Source organism: Amycolatopsis tolypomycina (assembly GCF_900105945.1).
GTDB lineage: Bacteria > Actinomycetota > Actinomycetes > Mycobacteriales > Pseudonocardiaceae > Amycolatopsis > Amycolatopsis tolypomycina.
The window spans coordinates 6,790,220-6,807,119 of the sequence record NZ_FNSO01000004.1 but is presented as its reverse complement, the minus strand read 5'-3'; the positions used below and the strand labels follow the sequence as shown (position 1 = coordinate 6,807,119).

The 16,900-nt window shown below is 70.4% G+C and carries 15 protein-coding genes; 8 read left to right on the top strand and 7 right to left on the bottom strand.

All coding sequences use genetic code 11. From position 1 onward, the window contains the following. Positions 1-22 precede the first annotated feature (22 nt). Together BLW76_RS40840 and BLW76_RS40835 are read right to left on the bottom strand one after the other, a co-directional pair. Positions 23-715: a DUF305 domain-containing protein gene (locus BLW76_RS40840; RefSeq protein ID WP_091317447.1), complete on the bottom strand. Its 693-nt coding sequence runs from the start codon at positions 713-715 to the stop codon at positions 23-25. Continuing rightward, positions 715-1,512, bottom strand: coding sequence for a DUF3105 domain-containing protein (locus BLW76_RS40835; RefSeq protein WP_091317445.1), 798 nt, complete (start codon positions 1,510-1,512; stop codon positions 715-717). Before BLW76_RS40835 ends, BLW76_RS40840 begins: the two co-directional genes overlap by 1 nt. A 196-nt stretch (positions 1,513-1,708) precedes the next feature. On the opposite strand from BLW76_RS40835, the gene argS reads away from it, so the two are divergent. From argS to prfA, 8 genes are all read left to right on the top strand, one after another. Next, positions 1,709-3,373: an arginine--tRNA ligase gene (argS, locus tag BLW76_RS40830; RefSeq protein WP_091317443.1), complete on the top strand. Its 1,665-nt coding sequence runs from the start codon at positions 1,709-1,711 to the stop codon at positions 3,371-3,373. A gap of 3 nt (positions 3,374-3,376) precedes the next feature. Beyond that, a complete protein-coding gene (gene lysA / locus BLW76_RS40825) occupies positions 3,377-4,807 on the top strand; it encodes a diaminopimelate decarboxylase (protein ID WP_091317442.1) in 1,431 nt (476 codons plus the stop codon). A 5-nt stretch (positions 4,808-4,812) separates the two neighbouring features. After that, the gene (locus BLW76_RS40820) at positions 4,813-6,126 is read left to right on the top strand and encodes a homoserine dehydrogenase (RefSeq protein WP_167384891.1); all 1,314 of its coding nucleotides are present in this window, start codon (positions 4,813-4,815) and stop codon (positions 6,124-6,126) included. Between the two features lie 76 nt (positions 6,127-6,202). After that, complete coding sequence (gene thrC, locus BLW76_RS40815) at positions 6,203-7,264, top strand: threonine synthase (protein WP_091317438.1); 1,062 nt, start codon at positions 6,203-6,205, stop codon at positions 7,262-7,264. Positions 7,265-7,367: 103 nt separating this feature from the next. Beyond that, complete coding sequence (thrB, locus tag BLW76_RS40810) at positions 7,368-8,252, top strand: homoserine kinase (RefSeq protein ID WP_091317436.1); 885 nt, start codon at positions 7,368-7,370, stop codon at positions 8,250-8,252. 410 nt (positions 8,253-8,662) lie between these two features. Then, the gene (gene rho, locus BLW76_RS40805; RefSeq protein WP_091317435.1) at positions 8,663-10,651 is read left to right on the top strand and encodes a transcription termination factor Rho; all 1,989 of its coding nucleotides are present in this window, start codon (positions 8,663-8,665) and stop codon (positions 10,649-10,651) included. A gap of 184 nt (positions 10,652-10,835) precedes the next feature. Continuing rightward, positions 10,836-11,063: a 50S ribosomal protein L31 gene (gene rpmE / locus BLW76_RS40800; protein ID WP_003102730.1), complete on the top strand. Its 228-nt coding sequence runs from the start codon at positions 10,836-10,838 to the stop codon at positions 11,061-11,063. A gap of 78 nt (positions 11,064-11,141) precedes the next feature. Further along, complete coding sequence (gene prfA / locus BLW76_RS40795; RefSeq protein ID WP_091317433.1) at positions 11,142-12,212, top strand: peptide chain release factor 1; 1,071 nt, start codon at positions 11,142-11,144, stop codon at positions 12,210-12,212. Positions 12,213-12,348: 136 nt separating this feature from the next. On the opposite strand, the gene BLW76_RS40790 is transcribed toward prfA, so the two are convergent. The 5 genes from BLW76_RS40790 to BLW76_RS40770 are packed head-to-tail and all read right to left on the bottom strand — an operon-like array spanning position 12,349 to position 16,734. Next, the gene (locus BLW76_RS40790) at positions 12,349-12,723 is read right to left on the bottom strand and encodes a VOC family protein (RefSeq protein WP_091317431.1); all 375 of its coding nucleotides are present in this window, start codon (positions 12,721-12,723) and stop codon (positions 12,349-12,351) included. 10 nt (positions 12,724-12,733) lie between these two features. Beyond that, positions 12,734-14,020 (bottom strand): hypothetical protein, encoded by a 1,287-nt coding sequence (locus BLW76_RS40785; RefSeq protein ID WP_091317430.1) that lies wholly within the window; start codon positions 14,018-14,020, stop codon positions 12,734-12,736. Between the two features lie 23 nt (positions 14,021-14,043). Then, complete coding sequence (locus tag BLW76_RS40780) at positions 14,044-15,309, bottom strand: mannosyltransferase family protein (protein WP_091317428.1); 1,266 nt, start codon at positions 15,307-15,309, stop codon at positions 14,044-14,046. After that, positions 15,302-15,733 carry a GtrA family protein gene (locus BLW76_RS40775; protein ID WP_091317427.1) on the bottom strand — a complete coding sequence of 144 codons (432 nt, stop codon included), beginning with the start codon at positions 15,731-15,733 and terminating at the stop codon, positions 15,302-15,304. The genes BLW76_RS40780 and BLW76_RS40775 overlap by 8 nt, the downstream gene beginning before the upstream one ends. Then, the gene (locus tag BLW76_RS40770) at positions 15,730-16,734 is read right to left on the bottom strand and encodes a glycosyltransferase family 2 protein (RefSeq protein ID WP_091317425.1); all 1,005 of its coding nucleotides are present in this window, start codon (positions 16,732-16,734) and stop codon (positions 15,730-15,732) included. The genes BLW76_RS40775 and BLW76_RS40770 overlap by 4 nt, the downstream gene beginning before the upstream one ends. Between the last annotated feature and the right edge of the window lie 166 nt (positions 16,735-16,900).

Genomic DNA, 16,900 nt, shown 5'->3' with positions numbered 1-16,900 from the left:
GGACTTCGGCGCCTTCAGGGAGTCAGGCGGGCAGCGGCTGGGCGCCCCGCCCCGAGAGCATCAGCTTGATCTGGTCCATCTCCGCGCCCTGCGATGTCAGGATGCTGTTCACCAGCGCCTTCAACGCCGGCAACGTCGAATGCGCCGCCGCGTACTGGGCCATCGACGTGCCGCCCTCGTGGTGGCGGAGCATCAGCTGCAGGAAGAACACGTCGAACGCGCGCCCCGACAGGGAACGCAGCTTCTTCAGGTCCGTGTCCGTCGCCATGCCCGGCATCAGCGGGCCGGCCGCCGAGTTGACCGAGGCCGGCGCCATGCCGCCGTGGCCCGGCATCGGTTCCGTCATCCACTGCATCGGGGCGCCGATCGGCTGCTCGGGCTTGTCCCACAGCATGAGCCAGCCCTTCATGCGGCCGACCTGCTCGAGCTGCGTGCGCTCGATGTCGAACGACAGCTGCTTGATCTCCGGGTCGGTCGTGCGGTCGCGGGCGATGCCCGCCATCGTCACCGCCTGGAGGTGGTGCGTCGACATGTCCTGGGCGAAGCCGACCTCGACCGACCCGGCCGCCGGCACCGCGGCCGCCGGGTCGTCGATGGCCCGGGTGAGGAACATCCCCGCCGTCGCGCCGAGCAGCAGGACCGCCAGCAGCGTCCCGCCGATGATCACCCAGCGCGACCAGGTGGGCTGCTCGGTGCCGAGGTCGGCTTCGGCCATCACTTCGTGGTCGGGGCGGGGGAGGCTGGGGTCGACGGCGGCATGCCGTTCTCACCCTGCGCGGACGTGCTGCCCTTGTAGTCCATCGGCTTCGCGTCCGGACCCGGCTTCGACGGGTCGAACGGCGGCGGGTTGTCCGGGTCGAACTGGCCCGGGACCGCGTCGCAGGACGCGCCGACCTCGGGGTAGACGCCGTTCGGGTTGGTGCGCAGCGCCGCGATGAACTGGTCGATCCGCGGGTCGTTGGCGTCGTCCAGCTTGAGCTGGTGGCCCCACGACTGCAGCGAGATCGGCTTGTCGAGACCCGGGTACGGCGACATCATCGTGTACGGCTTGTCCTTGGCCCGGACGCTCAGCAGGTTGAGCGCCTCGCCCGTGACCTGCTGCGGGTTGTAGGCGATCCAGACGGCGCCGTGCTCGAGGGAGTGCACCATGTTCTCGGTGCGGACCGCGGTCGGGTAGACGGTGCCGGTGCAGGTGGCCCACGTCTGGTCGTGCGGGCCGCCGAACGGCGGGGTCTTGTCGTAGTTGACGCGCTCGGTCGGGAGCACGTGGACGCTGCCCGTGTAGGTCGCGGTCACCACGCCGGGGATGCGCTTCGAGGGGTCCGGGTCCTGCGCGGTCGGCGCGAACGACGCGGCGGAGGCCTCACGGTCGGCCTGCTCCCGCTTCGGCGCCGACTGGACCATGTAGTAGATGATCACCGAGGCGGCCAGCGCCACGATGGCGACCACGGCGATGATCGTGCCCCAGGGCGTGCCCTTCTTGCTGACCACGGAACCGCGGGCCGCCTTCACCGCCGACCCCTTTTTCCGAGTTGTCCCGTTCGCCATGGCTCCCGCGTTCTCCCTCTGGTGGCTGCGGACGGATTCCCGCCCGGGCCAGTGTAGAGACCAGCCGTCTGATCACCGTTAACACCTCACATGACTGCCCGCCGTGACATGTTCGAGACCGATGCAAGCGCCCCACCAGGGCACACCTAGAATTCGGCAGGTGACTCCCGCCGCTCTCGCCGACCTGGTCCGCAGCTCCGCCGTGCAGGTGCTCGCCGCACGCGGCATCGACGACGCCGTGCTGCCGGAGCAGGTGACCATCGAACGCCCGCGCAACCCCGAACACGGCGATTACGCGACGAACCTCGCCCTCCAGGTGGCCAAGAAGGCCGGCCTCAAGCCCCGTGACTTCGCCGAGGCGCTGGCCGAGGCGGTCTCGGCCGACGACGGCGTCGCCTCCGCCGAGGTCGCCGGCCCCGGCTTCCTCAACTTCCGGCTCGCCGCGGCCGCCCAGGGCGACATCGTGCGCCAGGTGCTCGACGCCGGCGCCGCGTACGGCCGCGGCGACGCGCTGGCCGGCACGAAGATCAACCTCGAGTTCGTCTCGGCGAACCCGACCGGCCCGATCCACCTCGGCGGCACCCGCTGGGCCGCGGTCGGCGACGCGCTGGGCCGCGTGCTGGCCGCGCAGGGCGGCGACGTCACCCGCGAGTACTACTTCAACGACGCCGGCGCCCAGATCGACCGGTTCGTCCGGTCGCTGATCGCCGCCGCGAAGGGCGAGCCCGCGCCGGAGGACGGCTACGCGGGCGGCTACATCAACGACATCGCCGCCGAGGTCATCAAGGCCGAGCCGAGCGCGCTGTCGCTGCCCGAGGCCGAGCGCCACGAGACCTTCCGCCGGATCGGCATCAACCTGATGTTCGGCGAGATCAAGCAGAGCCTGCACAAGTTCGGCACCGACTTCGACGTCTACTTCCACGAGAACTCGCTGCACGAGTCCGGCGCGGTCGACGCCGCCGTCCAGGAGCTCAAGGACTCGGGGAACCTCTACTTCGAAGACGGCGCCTGGTGGCTGAAGTCGAAGGAGTACGGCGACGACAAGGACCGCGTCGTCATCAAGCAGGACGGCAACCCGGCCTACATCGCCGGTGACCTCGCCTACTTCAAGGACAAGCGCAACCGCGGCTTCGACCTGTGCATCTACATGCTCGGCGCCGACCACCACGGCTACATCGCGCGCCTCAAGGCCGCGGCGGCCGCGTTCGGCGACGACCCGGGCACCGTCGAGGTGCTGATCGGCCAGATGGTCAACCTGGTCAGCGAGGGCAAGCCGGTCCGGATGTCCAAGCGCGCCGGCACCGTGATCACCATGGAGGACCTCGTCGAGGCCGTCGGCGTCGACCCGGCCCGCTACGAGCTGATCCGCTACTCGGTGGACTCCACTTTGGACGTCGACCTTGACCTGCTGCGCAAGCACTCCAACGACAACCCCGTCTACTACGTCCAGTACGCGCACGCGCGGCTGGCGTCCCTGCAGCGCAACGCGGCCGATCTGGGTATCAAGTCCACCGAGTCCACTTCGGACGTCGATTTCGGACTGCTGACGCTGCCCGCCGAGGGCGACCTGATCCGCACCATCGGCGAGTTCCCGGAAACCGTGCGCCGCGCCGCCGAAATGCGGGAGCCGCACCGGATCGCGCGCTACCTCGAAGAACTCGCGGGCGCCTACCACAAGTTCTACACCGTGGGCCGCGTGCTGCCCATGGGCGACGAAGAGGTGACCCCTCTGACGCACGCCCGGCTCGCGCTGTGCGAAGCCGCCCGCCAGGTCCTGGCGAACGGCCTCGCCCTCCTCGGTGTCTCCGCTCCGGAACGGATGTAAGAAATGGCGCACCCCGCGGGCCCCAGGCACGCCGACGTCTACCCCCACGCCGACACCTCCGGGCTGCAGCCGTCCGGGGTCGAGGAACTCGACAAGCTGCCGGCGAAAGTGTGGCCGCGCAACACCTTCCGCGCCGCGGACGGCGTCGTCCGGATCGCCGGCGTCGACGTCCGCGAGCTCGCCGAGCAGCACGGCACGCCACTGTTCGTCGTCGACGAAGCCGACTTCAAGTCCCGGTGCGCGGACTACGCCGAGGCCTTCGACGACCCGTCGCTCGTGCACTACGCGTCCAAGGCGTTCCTCTCCATCGAGATCGCCCGCTGGGTGGCCGAGCAGGGGCTGAGCCTCGACGTCTGCAGCGGCGGCGAGCTCGCCGTGGCGCAGCGCGCGGACTTCCCGGCGGAGCGGATCACCTTCCACGGCAACAACAAGTCGCCCGCGGAGCTCGAAGCCGCGGTCGTCGCCGGGGTCGGCACGGTCGTGCTCGACTCCTACTTCGAGATCGCCCGGCTGGCCGACATCGCCGCGCGCCACGACGTCGTGCAGCCGGTGCTGATCCGGGTCACCGTCGGCGTCGAGGCGCACACCCACGAGTTCATCGCGACCGCCCACGAGGACCAGAAGTTCGGCTTCTCCCTGGCCGGCGGTGACGCCGCCGAGGCGGTCCGCCGGGTGCTCAACGCGCGCTCGCTCAAGCTCGTCGGCCTGCACAGCCACATCGGTTCGCAGATCTTCGACGCCGACGGCTTCGAGGTCGCCGCCCGCCGCGTCGTCGGGCTGCTCGCCGACCTGGCCAAGGAACACGGCCCCGAGCTGCTCGACCAGCTGAGCCTGGTCGACCTCGGCGGCGGGTTCGGCATCGCCTACACCGAGAAGGACAACCCGCCGCCGCCCGCGCAGATGATCACGCAGATCCGCGAGATCGTCCGCAAGGAGTGCGCGTACGCGGGCCTGCCGGTGCCGCGGATCGCGGGCGAGCCGGGCCGCGCGATCGCCGGTCCGGGCACGATCACGCTCTACGAGGTCGGCACCATCAAGGACGTCTCGCTCGGCGACGAGTCGGCGCGGCGGTACGTCAGCGTCGACGGCGGGATGAGCGACAACATCCGCACCGCGCTCTACGACGCCGTGTACGACGTCCGGGTGGTTTCCCGCTCCGCGGGCGACGCCGAGCAGCCGGTGCAGGCCGTGTTGTCCCGGGTCGTGGGAAAACACTGTGAGTCCGGCGACATCGTCGTACGAGACTGCTGGCTGCCCGACACGCTGGCTCCCGGCGACCTGCTGGCGGTCGCGGCGACCGGCGCGTACTGCTATTCGATGGCGAGCACGTACAACCGGATGCCCCGCCCGGCCGTGGTCGCCGTGCGCAACGGCAGCTCGCGGCTGCTGCTGCGGCGGGAGACGACCGACGACATGCTCCGCCTGGAGGTCTGAACACAGTGGCTGCCCCTGAGGAACGCCCGGCCATCCGCGTCGCGCTGCTCGGCTGCGGGACCGTCGGCGGCCAGGTCGCCCGGCTGCTCACCGAGCAGGCCGAGGAGCTGGCCGCGCGGGCGGGTGCGCCGGTCGAGCTGGCCGGCATCGCCGTCCGCCGCCCCGACAAGCACCCCGAGCTGCCGCCGGAGCTGTTGACCGCCGACGTCGAGCAGCTCGTGACCAGCGACGACGTCGACGTCGTGGTCGAGCTGGTCGGCGGGATCGAGCCGGTGCGCGGCTGGCTGCTCGCCGCGCTGAAGGCCGGGAAGTCCGTCGTCACGGCGAACAAGGCGCTGCTCGCCGAGCACTCCGCCGACCTGTTCGAGGCCGCCGACGCCGCGGGCGCCGACCTGTACTTCGAGGCCGCGGTGGCCGGGGCCATCCCGCTGCTGCGCCCGCTGCGCGAGTCCCTCGCCGGTGACCGGATCACCCGCGTGATGGGCATCGTCAACGGCACCACGAACTACATCCTGTCGGCGATGGACTCCACCGGCGCCGGTTACGCCGAGACGCTCGACGAGGCCAGCCGGCTCGGGTACGCCGAGGCCGACCCGACCGCCGACGTCGACGGCTACGACGCCGCGTCGAAGGCCGCGATCCTCGCCTCGCTCGCCTTCCACACCCGCGTGACGGCGTCGGACGTGCACCGCGAGGGCATCGCCGACGTCACCGCCGCCGACCTCGCCGCGGCCCGCATGCTCGGCCGCACGGTGAAGCTGCTGGCCATCTGCGAGCGGGTCACCGACGACGACGGCGTCGAGTCGGTGTCCGCCCGCGTGCACCCGGTGATGATCCCGCGCAGCCACCAGCTGGCCGGCGTCGGCGGCGCGTTCAACGCCGTCTACGTCGAGGCCGACGCCGCGGGCGAGCTGATGTTCTACGGCCAGGGCGCGGGCGGCGCGCCCACGGCCAGCGCGGTGCTCGGCGACCTCGTCGCGGTGGCCCGCAACCGGGTCGTCGCCGGCCGCGGCCCGCGCGAATCCGCGCACGCGGCCCTGCCGGTGCGGCCGATGGGCCAGACGCCGACTCGCTACCACGTCAGCCTGTCGGTGGCCGACCGCGCCGGGGTGCTCGCCCAGGTGGCGCAGGCCTTCGCCGACCACGGCGTCAGCATCGCGGCGGTCCGGCAGAGCGACGTCGGCGACCGCGCGAGCCTGGTCGTGGTGACGCACCAGGCGCCCGACGCGGCCCTGCAGTCCACTGTGGACGAGATCGGGCGGCTCGACGTCGTCCACGAAGTTGTCAGCGTGATGCGGGTGGAAGGCGAAGACCAGTGAGCGACGCTTGCGAGCGAACCATAGACATCATGCGCCAAAAGGAATCAAACACTGTCTCGCGAAGCGAGGCGATCGCATGAGCAGCCAGGCCTGGCCGGGAATCATCGAGGCGTACCGGGACCGCGTCCCGGTCCCGGAGGGCGCGCGGGTCGTCACGCTCGGGGAGGGCAACACGCCGCTGCTGCCCGCCCACCACCTGTCCGAGCTGACCGGCTGCGAGGTGTACCTCAAGGTCGAGGGCGCGAACCCCACCGGCTCGTTCAAGGACCGCGGGATGACCGTGGCCATCACGCACGCGCTGGCCAGCGGCCTCAAGGCGGTGATCTGCGCGTCGACCGGCAACACGTCTGCCTCGGCCGCCGCCTACGCCGCCCGCGCCGGGCTCACCTGCGCGGTGCTCGTGCCGCAGGGCAAGATCGCCATGGGCAAGCTCGCCCAGGCCGTGCTGCACGGCGCGCGGATCCTGCAGGTCGACGGCAACTTCGACGACTGCCTCGAACTGGCCCGCAAGACCGCGGCCGACTACCCGGTCACGCTCGTCAACTCGGTGAACCCGGTGCGCATCGCGGGCCAGAAGACCGCGGCCTTCGAGGTCTGCGACGTGTTGGGCACCGCGCCGGACATCCACTGCCTGCCGGTCGGCAACGCCGGCAACATCACCGCCTACTGGGCGGGGTATTCGGAGTACGCGGCCGACGGTGTGGTGAAGAACACGCCGCGGATGTTCGGCTTCCAGGCGGCCGGCGCGGCGCCGCTCGTGCACGGCGAGCCGGTGCGCGACCCGGACACCATCGCGACCGCGATCCGGATCGGCAGCCCGGCGTCGTGGACCGCCGCGGTGAAGGCCAAGGACGAGTCGGACGGGCTCTTCGAAGCCGTCACCGACGAGAAGATCCTCGAGGCCTACCGGCTGCTGGCCGGCCGCGAAGGCGTGTTCGTCGAGCCGGCGTCGGCCACCAGCGTGGCGGGCCTGCTGGCCACTGCCGCCGACGGCAGGCTCCCCCGCGGGTCCCGCGTGGTCTGCACGGTGACCGGGCACGGCCTGAAGGACCCGCAGACGGCGCTGGCGGGCAACGTCGAGGTCGAACCCCTCGCCGTCGACCCCTCGGCCGTCGCGGCGGCGCTGGACCTCCGGTGACCCCCGGCTCGCCAGCGCCCCAATGTGGCGTTCGGTGCGTCCAACGCACCGAACGCCACATTGGGTGCGCTGGACGCAACCAACGCCACATTGGGGCGCTCCGGTGACCACCTTCAAAGTGACAGTCCCGGCGTCCACGGCGAACCTCGGGCCGGGCTTCGACGCCTTCGGGATGGCGCTGAGCCTCTACGACGTCGTCGAGGTGCAGGTCACCGACACCGGGCTCAAGGTCGAGGTGGAAGACGCCGGCGCCGGTGACGTGGCGGACGTCCCGACCGACGAGAGCCACCTGGTGGTGCGCGCGATCCGCAAGACCTGCGCGCACCTCGGCGTCGAGCCGCCCGGCCTGCACCTGCGCTGCCTCAACGCGATCCCGCACGCGCGCGGCCTCGGCTCGTCCGCGGCCGCCGTGGTGTCCGGCGTCGCCGCGGGCTACGCGCTGGCGGGGCGGAAGCTCGACGCGTTCGACGCGCTGCAGCTGGCCGCCGGGTTCGAAGGCCACGCCGACAACGCCGCCGCGAGCCTGCTCGGCGGGCTGGTCCTGGCCTGGTGCGACGGCGGAAAGTTCCACGCCGAACGGCTCACACCGCACGCGGCCGTCCGGCCGGTCGTGGCCGTGCCGTCGGGGCGCTCGGCCACCGCGACCACGCGCGGCCTGCTGCCCGCGACCGTGCCGCACGCCGACGCCGCGCACAACGCCGGGCGCGCCGCGCTCGCCGTCCACGCGCTGACGGCGAAGCCGGAGCTGCTGCTCGCGGCCACCGAGGACCGGCTGCACCAGGACTACCGCGCCCCGGCGTACCCGGCGAGCACGGAGCTGGTGGCGACGCTCCGTGCACACGGAGTGGCCGCCGCCGTCTCCGGCGCCGGTCCGACGGTGCTCGCGCTGACCACCGGGGGAATACTTCCGCCTGAGGTGGGCGTTACCGGTTTCGACGTCCTCGAGCTGCCCGTGGATCTCACGGGCGTGCAGGTCGCGGCTCAGTAAAGGCTGGGTCACATGGCCGTCGTGGTGGCCGCCACGCGGGGGGTGGTTGTTGCACCCGGCACCGCTGCGGTCTACCCTCGGGGGCGTTCGATCACCGTGCGTTTCCGCACCCGATGCCGGTCCCGGGAAATCCTGGGGATCGCATCCTTCGTCGATCCGCCGAATCCGCACCGCCTGGCACGCGGGGTAACGCGGAGGGACGCAGGCGGGTTTCCGGTCTCGGCGGTGCCGAATTCCGTGTCCTCCGTTTGGAGGACGCAAACCCCTGTGGTGGAGGCGCTCCAGCTGTGTTTCGCACGGCCGAAGAGCTCATCTCGCGTATCGGGGGGCAACTACGCCGGTTCGCGATCAGAAGCGAGCGGCAGTCCGCTGATCCACCTGGAGGCGTGGATCGGTCAGGAAGGACATGTGTGAGCAACACCGATCTTTTGAGCGACGTGAGCGGCACGGCCGAGACGAACGGCACCGCCCCCGCTCCCAAGCGGACGGTCGGCGGGCTGACCGGTAAGACCGTCGCCGAACTGCGTTCGCTGGCTGGGGAACTCGGCGTCGGCGAGACGACGGGCATGCGCAAGGGCGACCTGATCGCCGCGATCCGCGAGCGCCAGGGCAAGTCCCGCAAGCCGCGTGCGGCGGCCGAGACGCTGCCGCTCGAGGGTGTCGGCGAGCCGCCCAAGGCGGCCCCCAAGGCCGAAGCGCCGGCCGCCCCGGCGGAGACCAAGCCGGAGCCGAAGGCCGAGGCGCCCGCCGCCACGGACGACCGGCCGCAGGCCGAGCGCCCGCAGCAGGACCGGCAGGACGGCTCCCAGGGCCAGGACGGCCAGCCCGAGGAGGGCGGCCGCAGCCGGCGTCGCCGCGGTTCCAACCGCGCCGCCGGTGCGCCGGACGGCCAGCAGGGCGGCGAGCGCCAGCAGGGCGGTGACCGGCAGCAGGGTGACCGCCAGCAGGGCGGCGACCGGCAGCAGGGCGAGCGCCAGCAGGGTGACCGCAACCGCGACCAGCAGCGCCAGGGCGGTGGCAACCGCGGCGACAACCGGGGTGACAACCGCCAGGACGGCAACCGCGGCGACCGCCAGCGCAACCAGCAGCAGGACGGCAACCGCGGCGACGGCAACCGCGGTGACAACCGCAACCAGCAGCCGGACGACGACGAGGAAGGCGGCCGTCGCGGCCGTCGCTTCCGCGACCGCCGTCGCCGGGGCAGCGGTGGCGGCCGGGGCGAAGGCGGTTCGCCGGACACCGAGATCCGCGAGGACGACGTCCTGCTGCCCGTCGCGGGCATCCTGGACGTGCTGGACAACTACGCGTTCGTCCGCACCTCCGGCTACCTCGCCGGCCCGAACGACGTGTACGTCTCGCTGTCGCTGGTCCGCAAGTACGGCCTGCGCCGCGGTGACGCCATCACCGGTGTCGTGCGCCAGCCGCGCGAGGGTGAGCAGCAGCGGCAGAAGTTCAACCCGCTGGTGCGCGTCGACTCGATCAACGGCCTGGAGCCGGACGAGGCCAAGCGGCGTCCCGACTTCACCAAGCTGACCCCGCTGTACCCGAACGAGCGCCTGCGGCTGGAGACCGAGTCGCACAAGCTCACCACCCGCGTGATCGACCTGATCATGCCGGTCGGCAAGGGGCAGCGTGCCCTGATCGTGTCGCCGCCGAAGGCCGGTAAGACCACGATCATGCAGGACATCGCGAACGCGATCTCCACGAACAACCCCGAGTGCCACCTGATGGTCGTCCTGGTCGACGAGCGTCCGGAAGAGGTCACCGACATGCAGCGCTCGGTGAAGGGCGAGGTCATCGCCTCGACCTTCGACCGGCCGCCGTCCGACCACACGTCGGTCGCGGAGCTGTCGATCGAGCGGGCCAAGCGCCTGGTCGAGATGGGCCACGACGTCGTCGTGCTGCTCGACTCGATCACCCGGCTGGGTCGCGCGTACAACCTGGCGGCCCCGGCGTCCGGCCGGATCCTGTCCGGTGGTGTCGACTCGACCGCGCTGTACCCGCCCAAGCGCTTCCTGGGTGCGGCCCGCAACATCGAGAACGGCGGCTCGCTGACCATCTTCGCCACGGCGATGGTCGAGACCGGCTCGACGATGGACACGGTCATCTTCGAGGAGTTCAAGGGCACCGGCAACGCCGAGCTCAAGCTCGACCGGAAGATCGCCGAGCGCCGCGTGTTCCCGGCGGTCGACGTCAACCCGTCCGGTACCCGCAAGGACGAGCTGCTGCTCTCGCCGGACGAGCTCGCGGTCACCGTGAAGCTGAGCCGGGTGCTGCACGCGCTCGACTCGCAGCAGGCCATCGACCTGCTGATCTCGCGGCTGCGGAAGACCAAGACCAACGTCGAGTTCCTCATGCAGGTCTCGAAGACCGCCCTCGGCGGCGGCGAAGACGACTGAGTCCTGGCTCTGGAGAAGGGGCCTTCCCGGGTGACCGGGGAGGCCCCTTCCGCGTCGGGAATAGCTGGTCAGCGGGGTGCGTTCCAGTACACGTCTGCCCGTCTGGCAGAATTACCCGCTGAAGTCCGGCGCCGGTTCACCCCGTGGAACGACTGGGGACCCGGAGCCAACGAGAGAGGACACCATGAAGAGCGGTATTCACCCCGAGTACGTGGTCACGAACGTGAACTGCGACTGCGGCAACAGCTTCACCACGCGCAGCACCAAGACCAGCGGCAACATCCACGTCGAGATCTGCTCGAACTGCCACCCGTTCTACACGGGCAAGCAGAAGATCATGGACACCGGTGGCCGGGTCGCGCGCTTCGAGGCTCGCTACGGCAAGCGCCAGAAGAAGGCCGACGCCAAGTAGCTTTTCCGACGACGCCCACTCGCCTGCGCGAGTGGGCGTCGTTTTTTGTCTTGTTTCCCGGGCTGAGAGGTGGCAGAGGTGGATTCGAGCTCGCTCAAGGGGCTGCTCGCCGAGCACGCGGAGCTGGAGCAGCAGCTGGCGGATCCGGCGGTCCACGCCGACCAGGGGCGCGCCCGCAAGCTCGGCCGCCGCTACGCCGAGCTGACCCCGGTCGTCCGCGCGGTCCACGAACTCGACACCACCCGCGACGACCTCGCGGCCGCTCGTGAGATGGCCTCGGAGGACGCGGAGTTCGCCGCGGAGGCCGACGAGCTGGCCGCGAAGATCCCCGAGCTGGAGTCGAAGCTCACCGAGCTCCTGCTGCCGCGCGACCCGTACGACGGCTCCGACGTCGTGATGGAGATCAAGTCCGGCGAGGGCGGCGAGGAGTCGGCCCTGTTCGCCGGCGACCTGCTGCGCATGTACCTGCGCTACGCCGAGCGCCACGGCTGGAAGGCGGAGGTCCTCGACTCGGTCGACTCCGACCTGGGCGGCTTCAAGGACGTCACGCTGTCGATCAAGAGCAAGACGGCCGACGTCGACGGCGTGTGGTCCAGGTTGAAGTTCGAGGGCGGCGTCCACCGCGTCCAGCGCGTCCCGGCGACGGAGTCCCAGGGCCGCATCCACACGTCGGCGTCCGGCGTGCTCATCTATCCGGAGCCGGAGGAGGTCGAGGTCGAGATCGACCCGAACGACCTGCGCATCGACGTGTTCCGGTCGTCGGGCCCGGGCGGCCAGAGCGTCAACACGACCGACTCGGCGGTCCGCATCACCCACCTCCCGACCGGCATCGTGGTCTCCTGCCAGAACGAGAAGTCCCAGATCCAGAACCGCGCCCGCGCCCTGCAGGTGCTGCAGGCCCGCCTGCAGGCGATCGCGGAGGAGGAGGCGGCGGCGAAGGCATCGGACGCCCGCCGTTCCCAGGTCCGCACGGTGGACCGCTCGGAGCGGGTCCGGACGTACAACTTCCCGGAGAACCGCATCTCCGACCACCGCGTGAACTACAAGGCCTACAACCTCGACCAGGTCCTGGACGGCGACCTGGACGGTGTTTTGGACGCCCTGGCGACCGCGGACCGCGAAGAGCGCCTGGCGGCTCAGTCCGGCTGACGCCGTGTCGACCCGCTGATCACGCGAGTCGACCGCCTGATCACGCGTGTCGACCGCCTGATCACGCGTGTCGGCTTCCCGATCACGCGAGTCGGCCTTTTCCCGTCACGCGTGGTCGCCGCCGAGGCCATGCGGGCTAACGGGGGACCAGCCAGCAGAGGCAGAAGGGGTGCCCGGCGGGGTCGGCGTAGACCTGGAAGTCGTCGCCGGACGTGTTGCCCGCGGCCGGCTTCAGCACCGTGGCGCCGAGGGCCGTGACGTGCTCGTGGGCCTCGGCGAAGTCCTCGACCCACAGGTCGAGGTGGATCTGCTGCTTCGTGGGGCCGTCCGGCCATTCCGGTGGCCGGTGGTCCGGCGCGAGCTGCACCCCGATCCGCGGCGCCCCGTCGACCAGCACCATGTGCCAGTCGCCGTCGTCATCGACCTCGCCGCCGAGCACGCCGGCCCAGAAGCGGCTCTCGGCCGCGAGGTCGGCCGCGTCGAACGTGACCACCTGGTGCATGATGCGCATGGCTGTCCCCCTACCGGGTGAGCGGCTCGGGGACGCGGTGCTTCCGGAAGTCCCAGACGGCGTACCGGACCAGCACGATCAGCGCGCACAGCTCCAGCGCCGCGAGGATGCGGAAGTCGACCACCTCCCCGCCCTCCTTCGCGAAGAAGATGTTCGGCATGTAGCACATGAGCGAACAGAACTCGACGATGATCGGGACGTACCACAGCTGCCGCGGCAGGTAGAAGGCCAGGACGAGCGTCAGGACGTCGGCGAGGTAGAAGTAGCGCTCGTGCATCGACGGCAGCACGAACGGCACCAGCACCGCCGAGATCGCGCCGATCAGCAGGATCCGCGTGTCGGTCAGCTCGACCCGGCTGAGCACCACCAGCAGGCAGAGCGTGAAGACCAGCAACGCGGTCAGCAGCACCGCGGCCGTCTTCATCGTCTCCATGCCGTGCTCGCCGCGGAAGAACTGCCAGATGTTGGGCGCGCTGAGCGTCAGCTGCGGGTAGATGCTCGTCTGGCTGAAGTAGACCGTCAGCAGCTTCGACGGCGACGCGCCGACCAGCAGCGCCGGGACGTCGAGCAGGAGGTAGACGACCGGGATCGCCACCAGGGCCCGCCACGGCACGCGGCCGAGCAGCACCATCACCAGCAGCAGCGGGAAGAGGAAGATCGCCTGCAGCTTGAACGACAGCGCGAGCCCGAAGAAGACGCAGGCCCACCACGGCCGCTTCCGCAGCAGGAAGTACACGGCGCCGAGCGAGAACGCCGTGTAGATCGCGTCGCCCTGGGCCCACATCGCGCTGTTGATCACGACGGTCGGCAGCATGAACGCGGTGAACGCGGCCGCGGCGGCGATCCAGCGCGACGGGTGCTTCAGCGCCACGATGCGGAACACGAAGAACGCGATCACCATGTCGAAGAAGACCGAGAAGGCCTTGATCCCGGCGAGCGGCGACGGCACCGGCAGGTGGGGCAGCAGGACCATGAAGTACCGGTACGGCGCGTTCAGGTCGGAGAACTCGTACTTGAGCGCCTCGATCCCGCCGTGGCTGACGACGAAGTCGTACCAGCGCCGGTAGAACGCGGTGTAGTCCGCGGTCTGGTAGCGGAACAGGGCCAGCCGGACCCCGAAGGCCAGCAGGACCAGCAGCGCGGCGAGGGCGATCACGTAGAACCGGCGGGTCCGTTCGGACGGGCCTTCGGGGGACACGGACGGCGGCTCGCCCGTTGCGGCGGCGATCTCGGTGGTTCGTTCGGTCGCCGAGGGTTCGTCCTCGGTCTCCCGGCGCAGCGAACCGGACAAGCTCATTTCCTGACTCTCCTTGGCCGTGCTCAGCCGGACCAGAAGCCCGTGATGAAGCGCAGGTAGATCATTCCGCAGACCAGCGCGTTCGCGTACAGGACCACGTGCACCGCGCCGCGCAGCTGCGGGCGGCGCTCGCCGAACAGCACCAGCGCCACATACATCACCAGGCACGGCAGCAGGTAGCGGTGCACCGACACCACGTTGTTGTTCATCGTCAGCATCACGATCGACGCGAACCCGAACAGCGCCAGCGGGACGCCCTTCGACCGCAACGCCACCAGGACGTACACCGAGGACGCGAACAGCAGCGCCAGCCCGATCATCGGCAGCACGTGGCTCATCAGCGTCCACGCGTCCATCTTGGTGTCGCCGAGCAGCGCGTGGCCGGTGATCTTGGCTTCGCGCCACAGCGTCTCGACGATGTTCGGGTTGAACTTGTGGTACGACCACTCCCGCACGCCCTTGAGCGCGTTGAAGCTGGCGAAGAAGTCGCCGGTCTGGAGCTTCATGGCGACCAGCACGCCGCCGAGGCCGAGGAACGCCGCCGGGAACCACAGCAGGTGCCACGACAGCAGGCCGCGCAGCTTCCAGTCCTTCGACCGCCAGAACTCCAGGAAGCACAGGCCGACGAACACCGCCGCGGTGATGCGGGACGCCGTCAGCGGGATCAGCGTCAGTCCCATCCAGAGCCACTGGCGGCGCAGCGCGAACAGGTAGGCCCAGAAGCCCAGCGCGCAGAACACCGCCTCGCTGTAGAACGAGTGCAGGAAGAACGCGGCCGGCGCGGTGAGGAACGCCGCGACGACCAGCCACGGGGCTCGCTCGCCCTGGAAGAAGTGGCGCCCGATCTTCAGCAGCGCGACCGCCGCCAGCCAGGTGGCCACCAGGTTGACCAGGAACCCGGCGGCGAGCAGGCCGATCGTGTGGAAGCTGACCGTCTGCACCAGCCACACCAGGAGCGGGAACACCGGGTAGAACGCCCGCGTCGGGGCGTAGCTGCCGGTGTAGGCGTGCATCGCGATCTCGCCGTAGTTGCCGGCGTCCCAGCGGTAGGTGTGCGCCAGCAGGCTCATCGTCGAGCCGATGCCGGTCTTCGGGATGCCCTCGTCGACCGGGCTGGACGGCGCGAACAGGTACGCCACCGCGATCAGCACCACGTGCCAGGCCAGCACCACGGCGAAGACGCGGGCGTAGTCGCCGTTCAGCCAGGCCCAGCGGCTCGCGCGGGCCGGCTCCGGGTGTTCCGGCTCGACCTGGTCGGCGGCCCGGGAGGGGACGGCCGTGCTAGTCATGCGTGACCTCCGCGACCGGCGCTTCGACCTGCGCGGGCCGCTGCCGGAACACGACCTTGTGGTAGAGCACGTAGTTCCAGACCAGGCCGACGACGATGCCGGCGCCCTTCGGGACCAGCACGTTCACCCCGGGGAAGGCGCTGGTGACGGCGAAGATGATCGCCGCCTGCACCACCCACAGCCCGAACGCGGTGACGCCGAAGAACAGCAGGGCCTGGCGGCGGACGTCGCCGTCCTTGGCGCGGAACGTGAAGTTCCGGTTGAGCGTGAAGCTGAGGAGCATGCCCGTGGTCGTCGAGATGAAGTTCGCCACGAACAGCGGGACGCCCAGCGTCACCAGCAGCGCGTAGCCGAGCGCGTCGACGAGCGTGTTCGCCACGCCGACCGCCCCGAAGCGCAGCTGGGTCGCCGAGATCAGCTTCATCGGGAGCCTCGTCCCGCTTCGGCGCCCTCGCGGGCTTCGAGCGGCGCGCCCGGGCCCGTGCGCACCGACGCGACGCCGTAGAGCGGCCGGTTCTGCACCTGCGAGTACGTGCGGCCGATGTAGCTGCCGAGCACGCCCAGCATGATGATCTGGATCCCGCCGAGGAAGAACATCGCGATCCCGAGGAACGCCCAGCCGGGCACCGCCGTCTCCGGCGCGAACAGCTTGACGCCGCCGACGTAGAGGATCCCGACGAAGCTCAGGAACGAGATCAGGTAACCCATGCGCGTGATCATCCGCAGCGGCGTCACCGAGAAGCCGAGGATGCCGTCGGCGGCGAAGCGCAGCATCTTGCGCAGCGGGTAGCCGGTGACGCCGGCGTGCCGCTTGTCGCGGTCGAACAGCACGGCCGTCTGCTTGAAGCCGATGTAGCTGACCAGGCCGCGCAGGAAGCGGTCGCGCTCGCGGTACTTGCGCAGCTCGTCGACCACCTTGCGGTCGATCAGCCGGAAGTCGCCGGTGTTCTTCGGGATGTCGACGGCGGCCATCTTCCGCAGGAACCAGTAGAACCCGCCGGCGGTGAGCTTCTTGAACGCCGAGTCCTGGCGCGAGCGGCGCTGCGCGTAGACGACGTCGTAGCCCTCTTCCCACTTCTCGATCAGCTCGAGCGCGACCCGCGGCGGGTCCTGCATGTCGCTGTCCATGATGACGACGGCGTCGGCGTCGACCAGGTCGAGCCCGGCGGTGACGGCCATCTGGTGGCCGAAGTTGCGGGACAGCTCGACTACCGTGACCCGCTCGTCGCGGGCGCTGAGCTCGGTGAGCTTGGCCAGCGAGCCGTCCCGGCTGCCGTCGTCGACGTAGAGGAAGCTGAAGTCGTACTTCCCGGCGAGCGGGGCTGTCACCTCGTCGACCGTCTTGTGCAGCAGGTCGATGTTCTCTTCCTCGTTGTAGATCGGGAAGATGAACGCCACCCGGCGGGTGATCGGCTCTGTGGGCACTGCGGGGCTCCCCGGAGTATCAAGTGCGGAACGGTTCGGGCGGCGCCGCAGAGCAGGCGAAACCCGACCCGGTGACCTGCATCCTAGAAGATCGGGCCCGCCGCGATCCCGGCACCCGGGCGGGCGGGCAGTTGTCGGCCGCGGGCCCGGGGTGCCTCGATACGCT